The organism is Endothiovibrio diazotrophicus, assembly GCF_054657215.1.
The window spans coordinates 1-19,840 of the sequence record NZ_BAAHXB010000105.1 but is presented as its reverse complement, the minus strand read 5'-3'; the positions used below and the strand labels follow the sequence as shown (position 1 = coordinate 19,840).

Here is a 19,840-nt window from a genome sequence, read left to right as displayed (position 1 = left end):
GACCACCCGCCTGCGCCGCATCCGCCTGCTGCGGGGCGGCGAAGACGACGAAACGATCTGCCTCGGCAGCGACATCGCCACCATCCAGGCCGTCATCCCGCCCGCCGCCTGATCCCACGGACGGCGGGGGCGGGGGCCTCTTCCTCTTCGTCCCACGGCAGCTGCAATTCCTCCATGTCCAGGTCTTCGTCCACCTCCATCTCCCCGTAGCCTTCCTCTTCGCCGTCGTAATCCCGAAACTCCGGGAAGGTCCGCTCCATTTGGACCGTCAACCACGTCCGCTCTGCACGGCCAGCCCCGCCCCAAAACGACCGCAGCCACCCGATGATCCGGCTCAAGCCTGGATCATCGGCCTCGTATCGCGGGGCGGATGGCTCAGCTACGCCGACTGCATCGCCAGCGGCCCGAAACATCGCCCCGTCCCCGGTGACGAGCCAATTGAGGTCCACACCCATATGGGTATGGATATCCGCAAGCGCACCCACCCGCGGCTCACGATCGCCGTTCACATAGTTCTGCATGGTGCGATAGGGCAATCCTGCCGCCTTCGCAAAATCCTTTAGCGACAGCGACTTCCGCTCCATTACCGCCTTGAGACGGTCGGCGACACTCATTCGGGTATCCCTTGTTCTTGACAACACCCAATTGAGTGCATAGAATCACACTCAAACGGGACACTTAAACCCACGTTAGCCCCAAGTGTCCCGAACTGCAAGCCCGAGAGGAATCCTGATATGACCGCCACCACCAATACCGTCCACAGCGAACTGCTCGCCCGGCAGATGACCGTGAAGGATTGGGCCGAAAAGCACGGTTACCACGTCAACACGGTGCGCAAGGCCATCAACCGCCACGTCGGTAACCCGGACACCCGCCCCTTCGGGCTGACCACCCACAACATCCTGCGCGACCTCTCGCGGGATCTCGGCATGCGTCTCCACCCGACGGTCACCGAGTCCGAGATGAAGGGCTCGCCGGAACAGGCCGCCTGACCCCGACACCTATATATAAGGAGCCAACCCCATGCACTCCACCCTCATCCCCCCGCTGGTCGGCGCCATCTACCGCATCGTCGACCCCCTCGTCGAGCAGGCCGCCGAGCAGCTCTGCACCTGCGAGCACTTCGACACCGAGGCGCCGATCACCACCACCGACCCCGACAGCCACGATCCCCGCTGCGCCTACCGCCAGTGGATGCAGACCAGCGAGCTGGAGGCCTGCGCCGACGAGCTGACCATCGACCGCGCCGAAGACGGCGTGGTGGTGATGGGCGTCGAACACTTCAGTGCGGAAGAGGCCATCCGTATAGCGGCCTGCCTGCTGAGCGCCGCGCTCACCTACGTCGAGGAGTAACCCCATGGCGGTCACCACCACCAATCGCGGACATATCACCTACCTGACGTCCGACCTAGCCCAGATGGGCACCTCCCGCTGCCTCCTCGAAGCCACCGTCTTTGATCGGAATCCGCAGAGCGTCAGCCTGACCTTCGGTCCCGTGAACCTCTACATGAACGCCAAAGACGCCGATCGGTTGGCGTGTGCGCTGAAGGAACTCCTGACCGCGACCGCCGAGCACACCGGGGAGGCCGCCGCATGAACACCCCCTTCGCCGCCGCCATCGAAGCCATGCCGCCCGTCGTCGCGGAACAGCTGATCACCGCCTGGGCCGGCCCCTTCGACCATAACCACTACCAGTTCGCCTGGAACTCCGCTCGCCTCCTCGCCAACGCCGCCCGGGCGGATTGGCCCGATGCGACGCAGGAGCTGGAGCTGCTGGAGCGCATCGCCATCCAGCGCTACGACGATCAGAGGGCCGCGGCATGAGCACCACCACCGCCTACACCGTCGGCAGCCGCTGCGTGGTTCGCATCGACCGCACCAATCTGATGATGGACACCTCCACCGCCGCGGAACTACTCACCACCCTGCAAGCCGGGATCGACGGAACACTCGATACCGCCGAGACCTTCCTGGCGCCGTATTTCATCGACGCCCTCCACCACACGATGGAGCCCACCCTGCTCACCATCCACAACGGCTCCATGAGCATCGACCTCACCCGCGAAGAGGTGGGCGCCGTGATCGACGAGCTGAGCACCCTTTCCCTTTCACCGATCTAACGGAGAAGACCCATGGCGAACCAACGCCCCAACCCCGGCTACCGCCACGGCACCATGGCGGAGATCGACGACGAGATGCACGACGTGGTGACCACCGCGTTCGCCGCCGCCGAGCCCATCCACGCCGCCCTCAAGCGCTTCTACGACGCCGCCATGCAGAAGGTAGACGAACTGGTGGCCAACACCTCCGAGCGCTACGGCAAGCGCGTCGGCGGCGAGAGCGGCGACGTCACCCTCTACACCCGCGGCCGCGGCTTGAAGATGACCGTTCGCACCAACTACCGGGAGGTGGCGGGCCACCAGGCGGACGTGGCGAAGAAGAAGCTCGACGAGGCCATCCGCCGCCACGGGGGCAATGTCCCCGCCGTGCTCAAGGGGCTGGCGGAATCCACCTTCTCCCCGGGGCGAGGCGGCAACATCTCGGTGTCGGGCGTGCGCCGCATCCTCACCGAACTGCGCAAGCACGTCCCCACCGAAAAGCGGGACGAGACCACCGGCGACGCCCGCGAGATCAACGACCTCTACCGCGCCGCCATCGCCGCCGCCGAGGAGTCCATCACCACCGTCGCCTCCAAGCGCTTCGTCCGGCTGGAGCGCCGCGACGAGGCCGGCGAGTACCGCGCCCTCCACCTGGATCTGGCGGAGATCATCGAAGAGAAGCCGGTTGAGGGAGGGGATGCCTGATGGCCGCCCTCAACGGCACCGACCTGATCGCCCTGGTGGCCACCGCCACCGAGCTGCCCCAAGACGTGGTGAACCGCGTGCTCGATGCCACCTCCAACATTTCCGGCGAGCGCGTGCGGGCCGGCGACAAGGTGACGATCCCCCACATCGGCTCCTTCGAATACCGCGCCCCCCGAGCGCGCCGTTACCGCAGCCAGCAGACGGGCGAGATGGAGACCTCCATCACCAAGCCGGGCTGCAAGTTCACGCCGAAGCGCGCCTGGATCGGAGGGTAGGGCCATGGCTGAGGAAAAGGACTACACCAACGACTCCCAGCAAGCCGCCCTGGCCGTACTGGACCTCTTCGGGCGATTCCCGCTGTATCCATTTTCCATCACGGAGGTGCAGGAGCACGTCGGCATCTCCCGCGACCAAGCATTCCGCACGCTGTGGAACCTCGCCAGGGCCGGATGGATTGAGGAGATGGAAAAACGCGGCTACCGCCTGGCCCCCCGACTGACCACCTACGCCGAAACCTTCCGCCGCGATATCGCGGAACTGGCCCAAACCTACCTGGAGAGAGGCGCGCAATGACCACCCACCTGAAACCGCCGAGCGAATCCGCACTGATCGAATCGCTGCAACGCCTGATCCGGCAGGGGATCGCCATCCACTACGAGGTGGGCGGCCGGCTGTGCGAGCTGAAGGAGTGCACCGAGCACGGTCGCTTCATGCAGATCCTGAAAACCGATCTGTGGGGCATGAGCTATCAGAGCGCAAACAAGCACATGATCTTCTTCCGCAAGTGCAACGAGTTCCCCCAGCTCCGCCCCTTCGCCGAGCACAACTACACCAAGGCGCTGACCCTGTTCAATGGCTTGGGCGACGAGGAGCTGGCGCAGGTCGAGCAGGGCACGCACGCGATCACCATCGAGCGGGCGAACGCCCTGTCGGTATCCCAGCTCAAGAAGGCGATCAAGCGGACCACCCACCCGGAGCCGGCCCCGCCCTCGGCCGGCCCCGACTACACCAGCCGCAATCTACAAATCGGCTTCGCCATCCAGGAGGCGTTCCTGATCCACCCCACGACAGCACTGGGGGCCACGGAGCTGGCCGAGCCGCTGGGGCTGCCGGCGGATCAGGTCTTTCGGGCACTGTGGAACCTGGAGAAGGCGGGGTGGCTCGAGCCGGCCGGCAAGGCGCGCTATCGGCTGCGCGCCGAGCGGTTCGCGGATGCGGTACGGCCGAAATCGCTGTTTTCCAAGATCACCGACATCGTGGCGATGCTGAGGAACCACTAATGAGCAACGAAACCAAGAAGGGCTCCGGCCGGCGCGGCATCCGCGTCGGGGAAAGCAAGGTGACCCACCTGCCAACCCCCGCGACACTCGAGGGGGAGATGACGCCCAGCCTGCCGTCGGGCGCGGACGTTGCCACCATGCTCTCCGAGCGGGAGCTGGTGGTGGAACTCCAGGCCCTGGTCAAGCAAGGGGTGGCCATCCACTACGAGGTGGGCCGTCGGCTGTGCGAGCTGAAGGAGCACACCGAGCACGGCCGCTTCATGCAGATCCTGCAAACCGACCTGTGGGGGTTCTCAATCGAGAACGCGCGAATCCACATGCTCTTCTTCCGCAAGTGCAACGAGTTCCCCCAGCTCCGCCACTTCGCCGACGGCAACTACACCAAGGCGGTCACCCTCTTCAACGGCCTCGACAACGAGGAACTGGCACAGATCGAAGAGGGTAGTCACGAGATCACCATCGACAAGCTGGACACCCTGTCGGTGTCCGGCCTGAAGAAGGAGATCAAGCGCCTGCAGAAGCCGCTCGAAGAGGTCGTGAAGGAGGAAACCAAGGCCATCACCGCCGAGCGCGATGCGGCCATCCAGGAGCGCGATGCGGCCCTGTCGCAGCTCAAGGCGGAGACCCCCGAGACCTTCGATATCGCGTGGAAGGCCGTAGGTAACAAGCTGCGCGAACTGACCAGCGCCATGGATCGGTTGATGGAGGCCGCCGGGCCGAACCCCGACGACACCACCCGCGCCCAAGTGCAGGCCCAGCTCGCCTCCGTCGCCCATCTCACCGGCCAGCGCCTCGACACCTTCCTCGCCGGAGGCGCCGCGGAGTAACCATGGGCGCCTCCCTCTCCAAGGAAGCGATCGCCGCGGTGAAGGCGGAGATCGCGAAGGCCAAGCACGGCTCGAAGACCTCCATCGTCAAAGCCGCCGCTCGGACCTTCGGCGTCTCCGTCGCCACGGTCTATCGCGGCCTCAACGGAGAGGGTCACCGCGGCCCGAAGCGGGAGCGGGAAGCACCCAACCCCCAATACGAGGAGTGGGCCGCGCTGCTATCGCCGCTGATCAACAAGGGGCCGAAGCACAAGATTCCCACCTGGATTGCCCTGGAGAGCGCCGTGAAGTCCGGCCTGTTGCCCGAGGAGGCCCAAGACGTACCCGTGGCGACCTTCAACCGCTACATCCGCAAGCTCGGTGGTCGCAACACCACCCGCAAGGTCAACCGGATGTGGAGCGAGTACGCCAACGAGGCGGTGCAGTTCGACGCCTCCACCTCCGAGTACTTCTCGGTGCTCCGCCAGTTGGACGATGGCGACTACCTGCTGCGCTTGAATAAGCGAGTCCACCAGGTCTACAAGAACAAGCCCCTGAGCAAGGAACGCCTGCGCGTCTGCATCTACGGCATTTGGGAGATGCACTCCGGCTACCAGCTCTCGCGCTACGTAGCGGCCAAGGGAGAAAACGGCTTCGACGCCATCGACTTTCTCATGTGGGCGTTCGCCCCGAAGGACGATCCGCGCATCCCCTACCACGGCAAGCCCAGTCATCTGTGGGCAGACCAAGGCCCCGTCACCAAGCTCGGCGCCACCGTCGATCTGCTCAAGCGGTTGGAGCTGGATCTGGAGAAGGGGAAGGCCTATGCGAAGGAGCGGATGGGCGGGGTCGAAGGAACCCACGGCAAGCGGTGGCGCTCGTTTGAGTCCACCTACTTTTTGATGCTGTCGGAAGAGTTCCCCAACCTCGAAATCCGCCTCTCCGAACTCAACCGCCACCTCACCAACTACCTGGTGCGGATGAACGATCGGCCCGCCCGCTTCCAGCCCAACCTGTCGAAGAAAGACGCCTGGCAGCGCAGCATCAACCAACAAGGGGGCGCCCAACTGCTGCCGGAAAACGCCATGGAAACCCTGGTCACCGAGGTGCGTCGGTTCGTCGATCAGGCGGGTATCGCCCAATGGAACAACGAGTACTACGCCCTGCGTGGCAACGTGCATAGCCGCTGGGTGGTGCTCCGCCGCTCGCTCACCGACGCATCTCGCGTGATCGCTGAGGACGTCGAAACCGGTGAACGCTGGGAAGCCCAGCGGTGGACGCCACCCGTCTATGGAGAGATTCGCGGCCACCACACCAGCGGCGCGGAGAAGGCCGCGGCGGCCGGAGCCAACCTCCGCATCACCCACGCGCCCTACGGAGAGGACGGCGAAGAAGTTCCCGCGCTGCGCGTCATCGCCAAATTCCAGCGCCCAAGCCGGCCCGCGGAACCGCTCGCCGATCCCCTGGATGCCGGGACCTATCCCGATATCGACAGTGCCATGAACGCGTTCATGGCGATCTACAACACCCCCCTCACCGAGACCCATCACCAGATGGTAATCGAGTCCATCGAACAGCACGGCCGGAAAAAGGACCACGTCCGCGATCTGGCCCAGCAAATGAGCAAACTCGTCAAAAGGAGTGCCGCAAGATGAAGACCCCCTCTCGCCTGCTCACCCGCCGCGCCTTCGGCGTGGCCGCCTACCCCGCCAACCCGCAGGATCACGACGCCCGTCACGAGACCGCCGACGCCACCCGCATCAGCGACCTGATCGACGAGGCGGTGAAGACCAACGCCATGGTCGCCATCTGCGGCGCCCGCGGCACGGGAAAGACCTGGGCCGTGCATGCCGCCATCCCCGCCAACGCCCACGTCGTCACCGTCGAGCGGTTGGACAAGGAGAAGGTCCACATGGGCGACATCGCCACCGCGATCATCGAAGACCTCGCCCCCGACGAGAGCATGGGCCGCAGCGCCGAAGTGCGCGACCGCAAGCTCCGCCGCATCATCGGCACCGCAGCCAAGACGGCCAAGGTGGTGCTGGTCATCGAAGAGGCCCACAAGGTGCACCACAGCACGCTGCGCGCCCTCAAGCGCCTGCGCGAACTCACCTGGATGGGCCAATCCCAGCTCCTCAGCATCATCCTGGTGGGCCAGTCCAACCCCTTCGACAAGCCGTCGATGGAGGAGGTGGCCAAGCGCTCCGACGCCCTGCTGCTGGAGGGCCTGACCGCCGACGAAGCCACCACCTACATCGAGCGCCACGCCGGCCACGTCTTCCACCCGGATGCCATCCACGCCCTGGCGGAGACCCCCAAGGCGCGCAACTGGCTCGATCTCCAAGAGGCGGTGGACCACTGCCTCGCCGCCGCCATGGCCGGCGGCCGGGACACCGTCACCCTGGTGGACGTCGCCACCGCCACCGGCGGAGGCCTCCGGGCGATGCTCGATTCCACCGGCATCTCCCAAGCCGCCGCCGCCGCGGAGCTGAAGATCAGCACCACCGACCTCAGCCGCCACCTGAACGGCGAGCGGGACAACCCCGAGACCCAACGCCGCATCACCGAGTTCCTGATGGAGAAGATGGGCGGAGGCAACCACCCGGCACGGAAGGTCGCGTAAGGAGGCCCGTCATGCATGCGTACTGCTACCGAGGCGGCCAGATCCATTTCGGCCCCGCCGTACCCGAAGGGGCTCTCCCCGTGGCCGAAGGCGGTCTGCGCCAATTGGTCGACACCATCGAGAGCACTGCCCGCCTCGCTCGCGACAACGACACATGGCTGGTCCCCGGCGTCCCCGAAGCGGCCAGCGACGACGCGGCGAGGGAGGCGGTGGCCGCCTATCGCCGATGGATCAATCCGGAATCGCTCACTCGATAGGACATCTGCCATGGCCGTCAAGAAGAAGCGCCGCACCCGCATCACCGCCAAGCAACGCAACTGCATCATCGCCGCCTGCAGCACGTTGGAGATCGACGAAGACACCCGTCACGACTTGGTGATGCAGTTCAGCGGTCGCCGGACCTCGAGCCTGAACAGCAAAACCGGCCTCTTCTCCGACGAGGCCACCAAGCTGATCACCTACCTATCGCGGAATGGCGCTCCCGTGCCGAAGAAGCCGTACCGCACCAAGCGGGGCGCGCAGAGCCAACCGAGCGGCGCCGTGACCGTGATGGCCAGCCCCGCCCAGCGAAAGACCATCGACCGTCTCAAGGAACAGGTGACGTGGCGGGAGGAGGGGGGCTTCGAGCTGTGGCACGAGAAGAACCTCAAGATCAAGCGCATCCGCACCAAGGAAGAGGCGGAGCGTGTCATCGAAGGACTCAAGGGGGTGACCCGCCATGGAAAGTAACGCAATCGAAGACCCGTTCACCGCCCAACTGAAGGAGCTGGAGATCCCCCACAAAGGCAGCTACCGCCCGGCCGAAGCGGAGCGGATCACCGGCCTGAGCCAGAGCACCCTGCGACGGATGATGGACCGCGGAGACCTCCCCTTCGTCCGCTCGAAGGTCGGCGAAGAGGAGATCGGCGAACGCCGTCCCACCGTGGTCGGACTGCGGAAACTCTTCTCCTTCGAAGAGGAGGGCGCCGCGTGATCACCAAGACAGTTGAAGTCACTCAGGTCATCGAAGTGACGGTGGACGAGACGAAGTTCACGCCCGAGTTCCTGGCCGAATTCTCCAGCTACATGTTCCCGTTCGAAGACGTGGACGAACACATCAAACACCTGGCGCAGATGCACGCCCGCGGGCTAGCCGACTACCCGAGCACCTTCATCGAAGGTTACGGGGAGGCCAAAGACATGGGAATCAAATTCAAGGTTGTCGAACAGCGCGAAGAAATTGAAGAGCCCTAACAAGGAACCCCACTGATGATATTCAAGACACCCATCGTCTGCCCGGATTGTGGCGCCGCTCCTGGAGAGCAGCATAAGAACGGCTGCGACATAGAGCGATGCCCGGAATGCGGCGGGCAGTACATCAGCTGCGGTTGCGAAAACGAACCGGAGAAAAGGCTGCCTTGGACCGGAGAATGGCCAGGGATTGCTGAATGCCGAGAGTTTGGCTGGTACGCGAAGATGGTGACCGGCTATGGCTGGGTGCCATGCGACAAAAGCGAGCCAGGAGCCCGCGAAAACCTGAACCGGCTGCACATCGACGCGGTGTGGAGCAAAGAGCACGAGCGGTACGTGTTGCCCGCCAACACCAACAAGGAACCCCTCTCATGATGTTCAAAAAACTCACCTTCTTCACCCTCCCGCAAGATCTGCCTCACCGGTTCTACAAGCTCGCCCCTCACCTCGAAGAGGCGCTGGCGCTCCAGACCGAACGCGACCTCGGCGAACACGAGATGCGCCACCACTTCTGGGTGCCGCCCATGGGCCGTACCAGCGCCCAGCTGGTGCACACCCAAGGCGACCGCCACCTGGTCTGCCTGAAGAGCGTGGAACGCGAACTCTCTGCAGGGGCGATCAAGGAGGCCCTTGAGAAGCGCGTGGCCGAGCTGGAGCGGGAGAGGGGGGCGGTGATCCACCGCCGTGAAAAAGCGGACATCCGCGACAACCTGATCCAGTCGATGATGCCCGGAGCCAACCCCCGCTCCAAGCTCACCTACGCCTACTTCGACTTCATCAATGGATGGCTGGTCATCGACCAAACCGCCGCCGGCCGGGTGGACGCCCTGACCAGCACGCTGCGCAGCTGCCTCCACGGACTGCCGATCAAGCCGCCGGCCACCAACGATGATCCCTCCATCGTCATGACCGATTGGGTACTCCGAGGTCGCGACACCCACCCCTTCCAGATCGGCACCAACGGCGTCCTCCAGGGTCCGGACGGGGACAAGGTGACCATCAAGAACGATGACCTCGCGAGCGAAGCGGTGAGGGACCTCCTCACCGCCGGCAAGCGCTTCTCGAAGCTGGAACTCACCTGGGACGAACGGATCAGCTTCACCGTCGATCATCGCCTGGCCCTGACGGGGATCCACTACCACGACATCGTTCACGAAGAGCGCGGCGACTGCGACACCGACGCCGACCGCTTCGACTCCGACATGGCGATCATGACGGGCGAGTTCTCCGAACTGATCCCCGCCCTCACCGACATGTTCGGCGGCCTCTCGGCATGAATATCAAAAAAGCGGCAATCACCAATCCCGCGCTGATCAAGCGGATCTGCCGACACGCTCAACTTCAGGAACGCATGGCCTGCTGCGATCGGAAGCTACGCCCGATGAAGCCCAATAGAGTGCCGCGATCCAAGAGGCACGCCAATGCCTAAGCCCGACCTCTTCGCCGACACCGAGCACGCACGCCCGCCACGCAAAAAGCCAAGGGTAATGGCTCACGTCTCGGTTGCCGCCATAGACGTGATCGAATTCGAATGCCTGCAGTGCGGATGGAGTTCGGGCTGGCTGGAATTCGACATGACCATCACCGAGGCGAAGCGCGGCATCCCGTGCCCCAACTGCAACCCTCAATCCACGCCACAGGAGTAACCGACATGGGCGTCCTCGACACCATCAACAAAATCGCCGACGTCGCCACGGGCGGCCTCGCGGACACCGTTCTCGACGCGGTCAAAACCTACCTTCCGCCCTCCATGAGCGCTACGGAAAAATCCAATCTGAAGCTGGCGCTCGAGAAACTGGCGATGGAACGCGAGCGCAACACCGCCGCCGCCATCACCGAAGCGGAGCGTGTCATCAATGAGCGAATCGCCCAATACGAGGGCACCGCCAGCGACCTGCGCGCCATCCCGATAATCGGTCCCATCCTGATCTTCGTCAGAGGCTGCCAGCGCCCCGTTTGGGGCCTCTCCACCCTCTACATGGACCTGCAGGTATTCAGCGGGGCCTGGGCGGTCGATGAGCAGCGGCTCATGAGCGCCCTGTGGATCATCAACCTCCTCGTCTTGGGCTTCCTGTTCGGCGAGCGGGCGGTGAAAAATTTGGCCCCGCTGATCACCCAAATGATCAGCGCCAAAGGAGTAGCCAAGTGAACGATCAACTCTGTGTCGAAGGCGATGCACGGGAGTTTATTGAGGCGCTCCAGGAGTGGCACGAAAACAGGATTGGCCAACTACGCCAGATCCTCGCCCACAGTGACGCCGATATCCAGCTTGGCCCCCACTACATCGAAGGACAAAGCGAGCTGGCCAAGGGCATCCGCATCGGCATCTCCGTAGCGATTGACCTGCTCGGAGTACTTCCGTTCAACGTACAGAAGCCGGATCCCGTGGAGGTAGGGCGTGACGCATATTGGGCCTATGAAGACTTGAGCGACTGCCCATACCCCGCCGGCTCCGACGATGCCGCTCAATGGAAGAGAGGATGGCAGGAAGCAGCGGAAACGCTCGATGTGGAGGAAGCGGAATGAACAAAAAAATCATCAACAAGCTCTACCTATATTTCCGCCTGAAAGACCTGGAGAAAAACTGGAGGGAAGACAGGGAAATCCATTTCGCGTTCAAGTCATCGACGCCCTACACCCCCGATTTGTTTTCCTCGAGAACAGCCCCCGGATCCGCACTCGCGGCCGAACCACGATCCTGCGTGAACTTGTTTCGCGTGGATACGCCTGGCGAGACGGAACCCTTGCCGCGTCTGACGTCGGCGCTTGGCACGAACGCACCCGCTGGTGGTGCCTGGCTGCCAACGCTGACGGTCTGCGGCAACTGGAACAGGAAAGGAGCCAGCCCCACCTCCGGGGATGGCCTGATCACCGCCTTGAGGCGCCTGCCCACCCTGATCGCCAGGGACGCCCGCACGGTAGCCGGCTCCCAGCCGATGCCGGGCCGCGCCCCCAAAGCGGGGGAGCCGCTGCTGTGGACCCTTGGCAAAGCCATCCCTCCAGAGCAGCGACGTGGTTTGAAGCTGAACCACCTGTGGGCCGCCTGGTACATGGGATGGCCCCTGACGTGGTTCAAGGCGCCGTCAAAGCCCTCGGCAACGGCCAAGTCCCCCTCCAAGCCGCCCTCGCCTGGCTGCTCTTAGGAGGCCCGCTGTAATGCTGACCACCCTGTCTCTCGGCTATGGCGTGCAAAGCTCCACCATTGCGCTGCTCGCCATGCACGGCGAAATAGAACGGCCGGACTACGCGATATTCGCCGATACCCACGCCGAACCAGAGAGCGTCTACCGATGGCGAGAGTGGCTCGATCAGCGCCTTGATTTCTACGTGCAAACCGTTTCTGCCGGGGATCTCAAGCTGGAGCTGCAGCGAGCGATCCAAGGAGAAGATGACGCATACGGTCGGCCTCCGCTATTCGTTCCTGGCCGCGATGGAGGAATAGGCAGAATTCGGCGGCAATGCACCGGTGACTACAAGATCGATCCGATCCGCAAGGAGCAGCGGCGCTTAGCCGGCCTTGCTCCTGGTCAGCGTTCTCCATCGACACCGGTCGTAGAACAGTGGATCGGTATCAGCACAGACGAGATTCAGCGTGCCAAGCTGCCGCGGGAACGCTGGCTTACCGCTCGGTTCCCGCTGCTGGAGCTAAAGTGGTCGCGGGCGGATTGTCTGGCTTGGCTCAAATCCAAGGGTTACCCGAGACCGCCCAGGAGCGCATGCACCTTTTGTCCGAACCGATCGGATGACGAATGGGCATCGTTACGCGATAACGATCCTGCCGACTGGCAGGATACTGTCGATATCGACCACCAGTTGCATCAAGGCGTCAAAGGACTGCATTCCATCGCCAGCCTCCACAGGACCATGCAGCCATTGGACAAGGTCATACTGACCCCAAAAGACGCTGGAATAGGCTCCCTGTGGGACGACGAGTGCGGTGGAGTGTGCGGACTATGACGCCTTGCCTCTGTACGCCCCTGAGCGGCCCCACACGCGCCTTTCGCCGCCACCCCCGACCAACCCCGTCACCGGCGGGCATCCACGCGCTCTACGGGCCTTTTTCCCCGGTTTTTTTCCTGTATAGAGACCTATATATAATGATGCGGTCAACGCCCACCGCCGCCCCTGAAGAGGCCCGCCCAGCGTCGACCCCCACACCGACCGCCAGCGGAAGCCACCGTCCCAGCGGCAACGCCCCCTGTACGCCCCTGAGCGGCCCCACACGCGCCTTTCGCCGCCGCCCCCGCCCAACCCCGTCACCGGCGGGCATCCACGCGCTCTACAGGCCTTTTTCCCCGGTTTTTTCCTGTATAGAGACCTATATATAATGATGCGGTCAACGCCCGCCGCCGCGCCGGAAGAGGCCCGCCCAGCGTCGACCCCCACACCGACCGCCAGCGGAAGCCACCGTCCCATCGGCAACACCCCCTGCGCGCCCCTGAGCGGCCCCACACGCGCCTTTCGCCGCCGCCCCCGACCAACCCCGTCACCGGCGGGCACCCACGCGCTCTACGGGCCTTTTTCCCCGGTTTTTTCCTGTATAGAGACCTATATATAATGATGCGGTCAACGCCCGCCGCCCCGGAAGAGGCCCGCTCAGCGTCGACCCCCGCACCGACCGCCAGCGGAAGCCACCGTCCCAACGGCAACACCCTCTGCGCGCCCCTGAGCGGCCCCACACGCGCCTTTCGCCACCGCCCCCGACCAACCCCCTCACCGGCCGGCCACCACGCGCTCTACGAGCCTTTTTCCCCGGTTTTTCCTGGATTGGCGACACCATGAACTCCGCCGACCTCGAAGAAGCCCTGGCGGAGAAGACTGCCGTGATGGAGATCGACGGCGGCCTCACCCGCGCCGAAGCCGAAGCCCAAGCCCCCGCCAGCCTCTGCATCCCCACGCCCCTCACGGCCACCGCCCCCAACCCAACCTCCGCCCAAGACTCGCCCACAAAAAAGGCTGGCGCCGCTCACCGCAGCCCAGCCTACCGAGAAGCCCTCGCCACCCTCCGTGGCCGGGGCTACCGAGTCACCGATCCCACCAGCCTCCCCCCTGAGTGCCCACCCCGCCGTGTTTGATTGAGTCAAATCCCGTTTGACTGTCCACCCCCCGTCCCATTAACGTCTAATTCGGTCCCCCCTATTTCTCGCATTCTCCCCGATTAATCTTTCTTAATTCTCGGGTAATCCATCGCCAACAAGATCAACCGCGGCGCCTTCTCCTTCTTTTTCTTCCTCCAGTGCATGAAGGCCCTCGGCGTGGATACGGTGCGGCTCGAACGGTAGCGCGGCGCTTTGCGGTGCCGGTTGCTGGTGGATTGTTGAGGGGATGCCAAACACCCTGGCGGGAGATTCGGGAAGGGCGGCATCGCGGCCTTGGGGCCGCTCCTACAGGTGAGGCCGAGGCAACCGAAAACGCCTACCGCCTGGATGCGCCCAATAGGCGGTTTTCCTCTTCGTGCCCTTCGTGTTGAAAATCACCGCCCGTGCAAACCACCTTCGCGAACGATCACTCCGCTGCCCCATTCGGCACAGCCCAGCTCCGCACTCAACACCCGCACCTCACGGTGACAACGTGTCCCTCGGCATCTCGTAGGCACTGCTCCGCCCCCCTTTGCCGCTCGGCACCGGGCCAACCGGGCGCGAGCGAGGGGGGGCAGGCGCTCCGACTGCCGACGGAAGACGGGCCAGTCGGGCGGTGGCCAGATCCATTGAGTCATTTCGTCAACCAATCGCCTCACATGATGAAGCGATTGCAGGGGCTATTCGATTCAACCGCCACGTCGGACAGGAAGTCCGGTTGCGACCGCGGTCCATCGTACCGTTCGCGGTCGGCGTCGTCATACCGCACCCCAGGCAAAAAAATACCCGCCCGGCAAAAACCGGGCGGGCCATCGGGAAAAGCCTCGTCGCGCGAGGTGGAATATCAGAGTTCGGCGTAGCCGGGGTTGCCCTTCGCCCCCTTGATCGCGGGGGTGTTGAGCTCCTTCACCTGGACGGTCTTCTTCGCCCGCAGGTATTCGGCCACCTGCTCCCACACCGGATTCCCCTCCAGCGGCTTGGAGACACTCGCCCAACCGGCCACCGAGTACTTCTTGGCCGGGTCGATCGGCTTGCCCTTCAGCTCCATGGCGGTGATCCGGCTGCCGATCTTCTGCGTGGGATCGATGGCGTACTTGAGGCCGCCGACGCGCACCATGTCGCCGCCCTGCTGGTAGTAGGGGTCCTCGTTGAAGATGTTGTCGGCGACGTCCTCGAGGATAGTCTTGATCATCTCGCCGGTGAACTGGTTGACGGTCACCGTGGGGTAGGTAATGGCGGTCTGGGTCATCACCTGGTCGAAGGTGATCGGCTCGCCGGGGAGCACCGAGACGCCCCAGCGGAAGCCGGGGGAGAAGGCGATCTGGGCGTCGTTGACCTCCATCAGCGCGTCGCAGATGAGCTGGTCGAAGGTACCGTTGAAGTTGCCGCGGCGGTAGAGCAGGTCGTCGGAGACCGCCAGCTCCTCGTTGAGCTTGTCGAGGTAGGGCTTGCGCACCGCGTCGATATGCGCGGCCATGGTCGGGTCGGCGGGCAGCAGGTCGGCGAACACCGGCAGCAGCTTGTAGCGGAAGTCGCTCACCTTGCCGTTCTTCACGTCGAAATCGAGCACCGAGAGGAACTTGCCGTTGGAGCCGGAGTTGATCACAAGCGTCGTGCCGCCGGCGTTCTTCACCGGCACCGCCTCGGGCACCGCGTCGTGGGTGTGGCCGCCGAGGATGGCGTCGACGCCGGAGACGCGGGTGGCCATCTTGAGGTCCACGTCCATGCCGTTGTGGGAGAGCACCACCACCACCTTGGCTCCCGCGCCGCGGGCCTCATCGACCGCCTGCTGCATCTCCTCGTCGCGGATGCCGAAGCTCCAGTCGGGGATCATGTGCTTGGGGTTGGCGATCGGGGTGTAGGGGAAGGCCTGACCGATGATCGCCACCGGCACGTTGTTGATCTCGCGGATCACGTAGGGCTTGAACACCCGCTCGCCCCACTCGCGGTCGAAGACGTTCTGGGCGACGAAATCGAGTTTTCCGGCGAAGTCGTTGTCGATGATCTCGCGCACCCGATCGGCGCCGTAGGTCATCTCCCAGTGGGGGGTCATGACATCGACGCTGAGCAGCTTCTGCGCGTCGACCATGTCCTGGGCGTTGGTCCACAGGGCGGTGGCGGAACCCTGCCAGGTGTCGCCGCCATCGAGCAGCAGGGAGCCGGGGCGGCTCGCCTTGAGGCGCTTGACCAGGGTGGAGAGGTGGGCGAAGCCGCCCACCTTGCCGTACTTCTTCGCCGCGGCGGTGAAGTCGAGGTAGGTGAAGGCGTGGGCCTCGCGGGTGCCGGGGCGGATGCCGTACTTGGCGAGGAATTTCTCGCCCACCAGATGGGGGGCGTTGCCGCGCATGCCGGCGACGCCGAGGTTGATGTTGGGTTCGCGGAACCACACCGGCAGCAACTGGGCGTGGCAGTCGGTGTAGTGGAGCAGGCTGACGTTGCCGAAGGGGGCCAGTTCGTAGGGGTCGGACTTGGCGGCGGCGGAGGCCACACCGGGGAGGGCGAAGCCGGCGGCGCCCGCGGCGGCCAGCATCTGCAGGAATTCACGACGGGAAATGCTCATGGGTACGACTCTCCAACATCCATCCAAAAGGGGAAGTTTATTTTATTTCCGGTAGAAGGCGCGCCGCGCCCGGCGGCCCCCCGGGACAAAAAGAGGGGGTCGACAAAGGTGTCGACCCCGCTACCGGACTCACCACAAAGGAGAAACACCCGGCGGACCGCCTTCACGACCACCGTGACCCCATCGGGCGCGAGGGTAAGAACGCCTTGGGGGTTGATGACGATTCTACTCAACAAAGAGAAGAAAAAAATTGGGAGGGCTTTCTATCTCCGCCGGGGTTTTCCCTAACACCCGTACAAAATCGTCGCCGAATCAGTCCATTGTCCATCGACGAGGATTTTTCGGAAAATCGGAGCCGCCACCTCCCGCTTCCGCGGCGGTCCATCGGTTACCGTGAAACCACGCGGATGTGTGAGCGACCGCAGGGTGTGCCGAGGTACGAGGCGCACCACGCCCAGACTGCGCGGCCAACCGGAGCGGCCGGCTCCACCCGCTCACCGTCTACCGCCTGGTGACCGGCCACACCATCGAGGAGAAGATCGTCCAGCTCCATCGCCACAAACTTCGAGAGTCCCTTCAAGGGATTGGTGGCGCAGCCCGCACACTCCGCGCGACTTGCCAACGGCTCGGTTACCGGCGATCTCCCAGCCTTTCGAGGTGGCGATGGGAGTCGACGAGATAAGGAGACACGACGGAGACCGGTCCAGGTGTTTCGCGGGCGGGCCATTCTACCCTACGCAATGATGAATCAGGTCCCCGTGGCCGCTGCGCAATTTGCGTCTTCCCCTACGGAACATACACATGGGCGAAGGGTATTTGCCCCGATTACCCTCCCCTGCCCGCTGCTCTAATCTTCTCTAACATGGAACATGACCGGAGGGATTCGAACCGCCGCCGGCGGACAAACAACGAATAGGATCGACCCGGAGGGGCCATGAACCCATTCAGCCGAATCTCTCCATTGCCCCCCTTTGCCGTCCCCCTCACCGACCACCCCGGAAACCGTCGGCATTCCCCACTGCCCTTCCCCACCGATCCACAACCGGTGGAGTGGGAGCCCGAGGAGGGGAGCATCTACCGCGACCTCCACGGCCGTTACATCCTCGTCCTCACCGCGGACATCGACAAGCTGCTGGTGGAGTTCACCGACGGCACCACCCGGATCATCGATATCTTCGAGTGGCGAGATCTGCAACCGATCGCCGTGGCGGATGAGGAGTTCTATCCGAAGGTAGGCTCACCGAGAAAGTGGGATTTGTTGTAAATAGTACAGCCGCCTATTCTCGTCAGTTGTCGAGCCAAAATCGCAAATCGCACTGCCGCTACCTATATCACAGCGATGGCGCCCTCCAGACGGATCGGCAGTGCCCCAGCATCGAGGGATTAGAATGTTTGTTGACCACGACAGTATGCCGGCGGTCGTGCAGAACACGATCAGGCAAATCGAGCTGTTTTCCCGTCGCGTCTGGCAGAGCTTCGCCGCAATCGCCGTGGTTTCGCTCGCCGCGGCCCCGTTTATCGGCTGGGCCAGCCTGCTAACGCCGGCCGTTCTCCTGCCTGTCATGCTTTTCGTCGCGAAGTTCCTGAGTGCGAGCAGGAAACGAGTGGAAGAGATCCGCAAGGTGGCGGCGGAACGCGAGCAGTTCTTCATGGGCATCATCGATTCCTGTGAACAACCGTGTTCCGTGACGGCGATCGGCAACTCGAACGACAAGGAGTGGCGCTGGCTGTATGTCAACGACCCGGTTCGAAGCGCCTTCAACAAGCCATTGTCCGAGTTTCTCGACAAAAGTTGCCACGGCTGGGGTGCCAACATCTGCAAGACCAAGGACTGCGGGCGCGAATGCCTGTCGGCGGGCAAGCCGGAAACGAAGTTCGAACAGGATTTCGGAGCCGGCCTGAGCCACTTCCGCGTGTACACGAAAACGATCACCGACCTCGACGGGGAGCCTGCGTACGTCATCGAATGGGTCGACCCGAACGAAGAGGTCAAATACCAACTCTTCAACGCGGTAGACAAGGTCACCGGTCTTTCGAGCCAAAGCTCCGAAGCCACGTCGGCGGTCGCAACCAAAATTCAGATGGTGGCCGTCGCAGCGGAAGAGGTCTCGGCATCGATCGGCGATATCAATCGCTCTGCCGAAGAGGCTGCGAGGGTGGCCGGTGAAGTCGAGGCGCTTACCCAGAAGCTGGGAGAGGAGGCAGCGTTTGCCGGGCAATCGGTCCTGAGATTGCAGGCCATCGGCAGCCAGATCGAAGAGATCAGCAAGGTCATCGGTGGTATTGCCGAGCAAACGAACCTGTTGGCACTCAACGCGAGCATCGAGGCGGCGCGCGCCGGCGAATCCGGACGAGGGTTCGCAGTCGTTGCCGGGGAAGTCAAGACGCTCGCCCAGGATACCCAAGCAGCCACGCTCGAGATATCGACCAACATCACCGAGATCAACAAACAGATCAGCGGCAACGTGGATCTGATCACGGCCTTTGCCGGTCGCGTCGTCACCGCGGGGGAACAGGTACGCAACGTCCAGGTCGCCATGCAGTCCGTCGCAACCGCCGTCACGCAGCAGACCGCCGCCGTGCAGGATATCGCGCGCAATGCGACGGAGGTATCCACGGCATCCGGCGAAGTGACGGACCTGAACGGCCGGATGCTGACCGCGATAGGCGATGCACGTAACCGGGTGTCGGGATAGCACCTGGCTTCCGCCTTTCCTAAAGCGGGGAGCGACAGACGTCGCTACGCCCGGAGCAGCGGCACAACCGGCTTTCTCAGCAGTTGTGCCGTATCGCTTTGGTCGGGCGACGGGCCAGGCGAGCGGGCGACGAAGCAGCAGATCAGGGCCGCTGTGGTGCCGGAGTCAGACGCCGAATCGGCGCAGGAACCACGTCGCACAGCCAGACGTTCCCGGCCTGGTCACGCCGCGCAGACTCAGGTGAAAGCGCCGCCGATTAGCGGGACACCCAAGGTAACTCCCCGCTACGAGCCTTCGGTAAAACTGCTCAAAAAAGCGTCAGTCCTCCCGCCCCCCCTTCCAATCCCCTCTCCCAACCACCTCTCGCGCCAGAACTCCCGCCGCAGCGGCGCCGACGCCCAGCGGTAGACGCAGCCGCCGAGCGGGGGGGCGTTGCGATGGGTGTCCTGCCAATGCGCGATGGGTATCCCACTAATCCTGGCAGTGGATGGCCGTGATACTCGGCGATATGGCGAAGCGCGCGACCGGCGGTGCGATTGAAACCGAGGTAGTGGTAGCGGCGCATCAGCGCGTCCCAACGATCGCGCTCGTCGGCACGAATCGGCCTGACGACCACCTCGGAAAGTGCCGGCGGTGAGGCGTTGGGTAGCGTATATCCCCGCTTGTCCATGGGTATTGAATACCGCACTACAGCGGAAAAGTTCAGCTTTTAGGCGGTGGGGCTGCCTACTCGGCGGGTTAAGCTGCTAGATGACGTGGTCCT

The 19,840-nt window shown here is 63.8% G+C and carries 28 protein-coding genes; 26 read left to right on the top strand and 2 right to left on the bottom strand.

Going from position 1 to position 19,840, the window contains the following annotated elements; all coding sequences use genetic code 11:
* Nucleotides 1-92 precede the first annotated feature (92 nt).
* Entirely contained in the window at nt 93-614 is a 522-nt protein-coding gene (locus tag ACYQ2W_RS20355; protein WP_459871416.1) for a helix-turn-helix domain-containing protein, read from the bottom strand.
* Between the two features lie 120 nt (nt 615-734).
* Between ACYQ2W_RS20355 and ACYQ2W_RS20350 the strand changes: the two genes are divergently transcribed.
* The 24 genes from ACYQ2W_RS20350 to ACYQ2W_RS20235 all read left to right on the top strand — a co-directional run bounded on the left by ACYQ2W_RS20350 (nt 735) and on the right by ACYQ2W_RS20235 (nt 14,025).
* Complete coding sequence (locus ACYQ2W_RS20350; RefSeq protein ID WP_459871413.1) at nt 735-992, top strand: helix-turn-helix domain-containing protein; 258 nt, start codon at nt 735-737, stop codon at nt 990-992.
* Nucleotides 993-1,023: 31 nt separating this feature from the next.
* Complete coding sequence (locus tag ACYQ2W_RS20345) at nt 1,024-1,353, top strand: hypothetical protein (RefSeq protein WP_459871410.1); 330 nt, start codon at nt 1,024-1,026, stop codon at nt 1,351-1,353.
* Nucleotides 1,354-1,357: 4 nt separating this feature from the next.
* Nucleotides 1,358-1,597 (top strand): hypothetical protein, encoded by a 240-nt coding sequence (locus ACYQ2W_RS20340; RefSeq protein WP_459871407.1) that lies wholly within the window; start codon nt 1,358-1,360, stop codon nt 1,595-1,597.
* A complete protein-coding gene (locus ACYQ2W_RS20335) occupies nt 1,594-1,824 on the top strand; it encodes a hypothetical protein (RefSeq protein WP_459871404.1) in 231 nt (76 codons plus the stop codon). Before ACYQ2W_RS20340 ends, ACYQ2W_RS20335 begins: the two co-directional genes overlap by 4 nt.
* Nucleotides 1,821-2,120, top strand: coding sequence for a hypothetical protein (locus ACYQ2W_RS20330; RefSeq protein ID WP_459871402.1), 300 nt, complete (start codon nt 1,821-1,823; stop codon nt 2,118-2,120). The genes ACYQ2W_RS20335 and ACYQ2W_RS20330 overlap by 4 nt, the downstream gene beginning before the upstream one ends.
* A gap of 12 nt (nt 2,121-2,132) precedes the next feature.
* Nucleotides 2,133-2,804, top strand: coding sequence for a DUF3164 family protein (locus tag ACYQ2W_RS20325; protein ID WP_459871399.1), 672 nt, complete (start codon nt 2,133-2,135; stop codon nt 2,802-2,804).
* Nucleotides 2,804-3,079, top strand: coding sequence for an HU family DNA-binding protein (locus ACYQ2W_RS20320; RefSeq protein WP_459871396.1), 276 nt, complete (start codon nt 2,804-2,806; stop codon nt 3,077-3,079). The genes ACYQ2W_RS20325 and ACYQ2W_RS20320 overlap by 1 nt, the downstream gene beginning before the upstream one ends.
* A gap of 4 nt (nt 3,080-3,083) precedes the next feature.
* Nucleotides 3,084-3,377, top strand: coding sequence for a hypothetical protein (locus ACYQ2W_RS20315; RefSeq protein WP_459871394.1), 294 nt, complete (start codon nt 3,084-3,086; stop codon nt 3,375-3,377).
* Nucleotides 3,374-4,084: a hypothetical protein gene (locus ACYQ2W_RS20310; protein WP_459871391.1), complete on the top strand. Its 711-nt coding sequence runs from the start codon at nt 3,374-3,376 to the stop codon at nt 4,082-4,084. The genes ACYQ2W_RS20315 and ACYQ2W_RS20310 overlap by 4 nt, the downstream gene beginning before the upstream one ends.
* On the top strand, nt 4,084-4,911 hold the full coding sequence (locus tag ACYQ2W_RS20305) for a hypothetical protein (RefSeq protein ID WP_459871388.1): 828 nt from the start codon (nt 4,084-4,086) through the stop codon (nt 4,909-4,911). The genes ACYQ2W_RS20310 and ACYQ2W_RS20305 overlap by 1 nt, the downstream gene beginning before the upstream one ends.
* A gap of 2 nt (nt 4,912-4,913) precedes the next feature.
* On the top strand, nt 4,914-6,545 hold the full coding sequence (locus ACYQ2W_RS20300; RefSeq protein ID WP_459871385.1) for a hypothetical protein: 1,632 nt from the start codon (nt 4,914-4,916) through the stop codon (nt 6,543-6,545).
* The gene (locus tag ACYQ2W_RS20295; RefSeq protein WP_459871382.1) at nt 6,542-7,513 is read left to right on the top strand and encodes an AAA family ATPase; all 972 of its coding nucleotides are present in this window, start codon (nt 6,542-6,544) and stop codon (nt 7,511-7,513) included. The genes ACYQ2W_RS20300 and ACYQ2W_RS20295 overlap by 4 nt, the downstream gene beginning before the upstream one ends.
* An 11-nt stretch (nt 7,514-7,524) precedes the next feature.
* A complete protein-coding gene (locus ACYQ2W_RS20290) occupies nt 7,525-7,770 on the top strand; it encodes a hypothetical protein (RefSeq protein WP_459871379.1) in 246 nt (81 codons plus the stop codon).
* Nucleotides 7,771-7,780: 10 nt separating this feature from the next.
* Entirely contained in the window at nt 7,781-8,242 is a 462-nt protein-coding gene (locus ACYQ2W_RS20285) for a hypothetical protein (RefSeq protein ID WP_459871376.1), read from the top strand.
* A complete protein-coding gene (locus tag ACYQ2W_RS20280; RefSeq protein WP_459871373.1) occupies nt 8,232-8,486 on the top strand; it encodes a helix-turn-helix domain-containing protein in 255 nt (84 codons plus the stop codon). The genes ACYQ2W_RS20285 and ACYQ2W_RS20280 overlap by 11 nt, the downstream gene beginning before the upstream one ends.
* A complete protein-coding gene (locus ACYQ2W_RS20275; protein ID WP_459871371.1) occupies nt 8,483-8,746 on the top strand; it encodes a hypothetical protein in 264 nt (87 codons plus the stop codon). The genes ACYQ2W_RS20280 and ACYQ2W_RS20275 overlap by 4 nt, the downstream gene beginning before the upstream one ends.
* 15 nt (nt 8,747-8,761) lie before the next feature.
* Nucleotides 8,762-9,118 (top strand): hypothetical protein, encoded by a 357-nt coding sequence (locus tag ACYQ2W_RS20270; protein WP_459871368.1) that lies wholly within the window; start codon nt 8,762-8,764, stop codon nt 9,116-9,118.
* Nucleotides 9,115-10,020: a recombination-associated protein RdgC gene (locus ACYQ2W_RS20265; RefSeq protein WP_459871366.1), complete on the top strand. Its 906-nt coding sequence runs from the start codon at nt 9,115-9,117 to the stop codon at nt 10,018-10,020. Before ACYQ2W_RS20270 ends, ACYQ2W_RS20265 begins: the two co-directional genes overlap by 4 nt.
* Nucleotides 10,021-10,164: 144 nt before the next feature.
* Entirely contained in the window at nt 10,165-10,389 is a 225-nt protein-coding gene (locus tag ACYQ2W_RS20260) for a hypothetical protein (RefSeq protein ID WP_459871363.1), read from the top strand.
* A gap of 5 nt (nt 10,390-10,394) precedes the next feature.
* Entirely contained in the window at nt 10,395-10,892 is a 498-nt protein-coding gene (locus ACYQ2W_RS20255; RefSeq protein ID WP_459871361.1) for a hypothetical protein, read from the top strand.
* Nucleotides 10,889-11,269: a hypothetical protein gene (locus ACYQ2W_RS20250; protein WP_459871358.1), complete on the top strand. Its 381-nt coding sequence runs from the start codon at nt 10,889-10,891 to the stop codon at nt 11,267-11,269. The genes ACYQ2W_RS20255 and ACYQ2W_RS20250 overlap by 4 nt, the downstream gene beginning before the upstream one ends.
* Entirely contained in the window at nt 11,202-11,900 is a 699-nt protein-coding gene (locus tag ACYQ2W_RS20245; protein WP_459871356.1) for a DNA cytosine methyltransferase, read from the top strand. Before ACYQ2W_RS20250 ends, ACYQ2W_RS20245 begins: the two co-directional genes overlap by 68 nt.
* Complete coding sequence (locus ACYQ2W_RS20240) at nt 11,900-12,700, top strand: adenine nucleotide alpha hydrolase family protein (protein WP_459871354.1); 801 nt, start codon at nt 11,900-11,902, stop codon at nt 12,698-12,700. The genes ACYQ2W_RS20245 and ACYQ2W_RS20240 overlap by 1 nt, the downstream gene beginning before the upstream one ends.
* Nucleotides 12,701-13,929: 1,229 nt before the next feature.
* Complete coding sequence (locus ACYQ2W_RS20235) at nt 13,930-14,025, top strand: DUF6471 domain-containing protein (RefSeq protein ID WP_459871419.1); 96 nt, start codon at nt 13,930-13,932, stop codon at nt 14,023-14,025.
* A 640-nt stretch (nt 14,026-14,665) separates the two neighbouring features.
* On the opposite strand, the gene soxB is transcribed toward ACYQ2W_RS20235, so the two are convergent.
* Nucleotides 14,666-16,381, bottom strand: a complete 1,716-nt coding sequence (gene soxB, locus ACYQ2W_RS20230; RefSeq protein ID WP_459871351.1) for a thiosulfohydrolase SoxB — start codon at nt 16,379-16,381, stop codon at nt 14,666-14,668.
* A 934-nt stretch (nt 16,382-17,315) separates the two neighbouring features.
* Here soxB and ACYQ2W_RS20225 point away from each other — a divergent pair.
* Together ACYQ2W_RS20225 and ACYQ2W_RS20220 are read left to right on the top strand one after the other, a co-directional pair.
* Nucleotides 17,316-17,645 (top strand): hypothetical protein, encoded by a 330-nt coding sequence (locus ACYQ2W_RS20225; RefSeq protein ID WP_459871349.1) that lies wholly within the window; start codon nt 17,316-17,318, stop codon nt 17,643-17,645.
* A gap of 124 nt (nt 17,646-17,769) precedes the next feature.
* Nucleotides 17,770-19,077 (top strand): methyl-accepting chemotaxis protein, encoded by a 1,308-nt coding sequence (locus ACYQ2W_RS20220; protein WP_459871346.1) that lies wholly within the window; start codon nt 17,770-17,772, stop codon nt 19,075-19,077.
* Nucleotides 19,078-19,840: the final 763 nt, after the last annotated feature.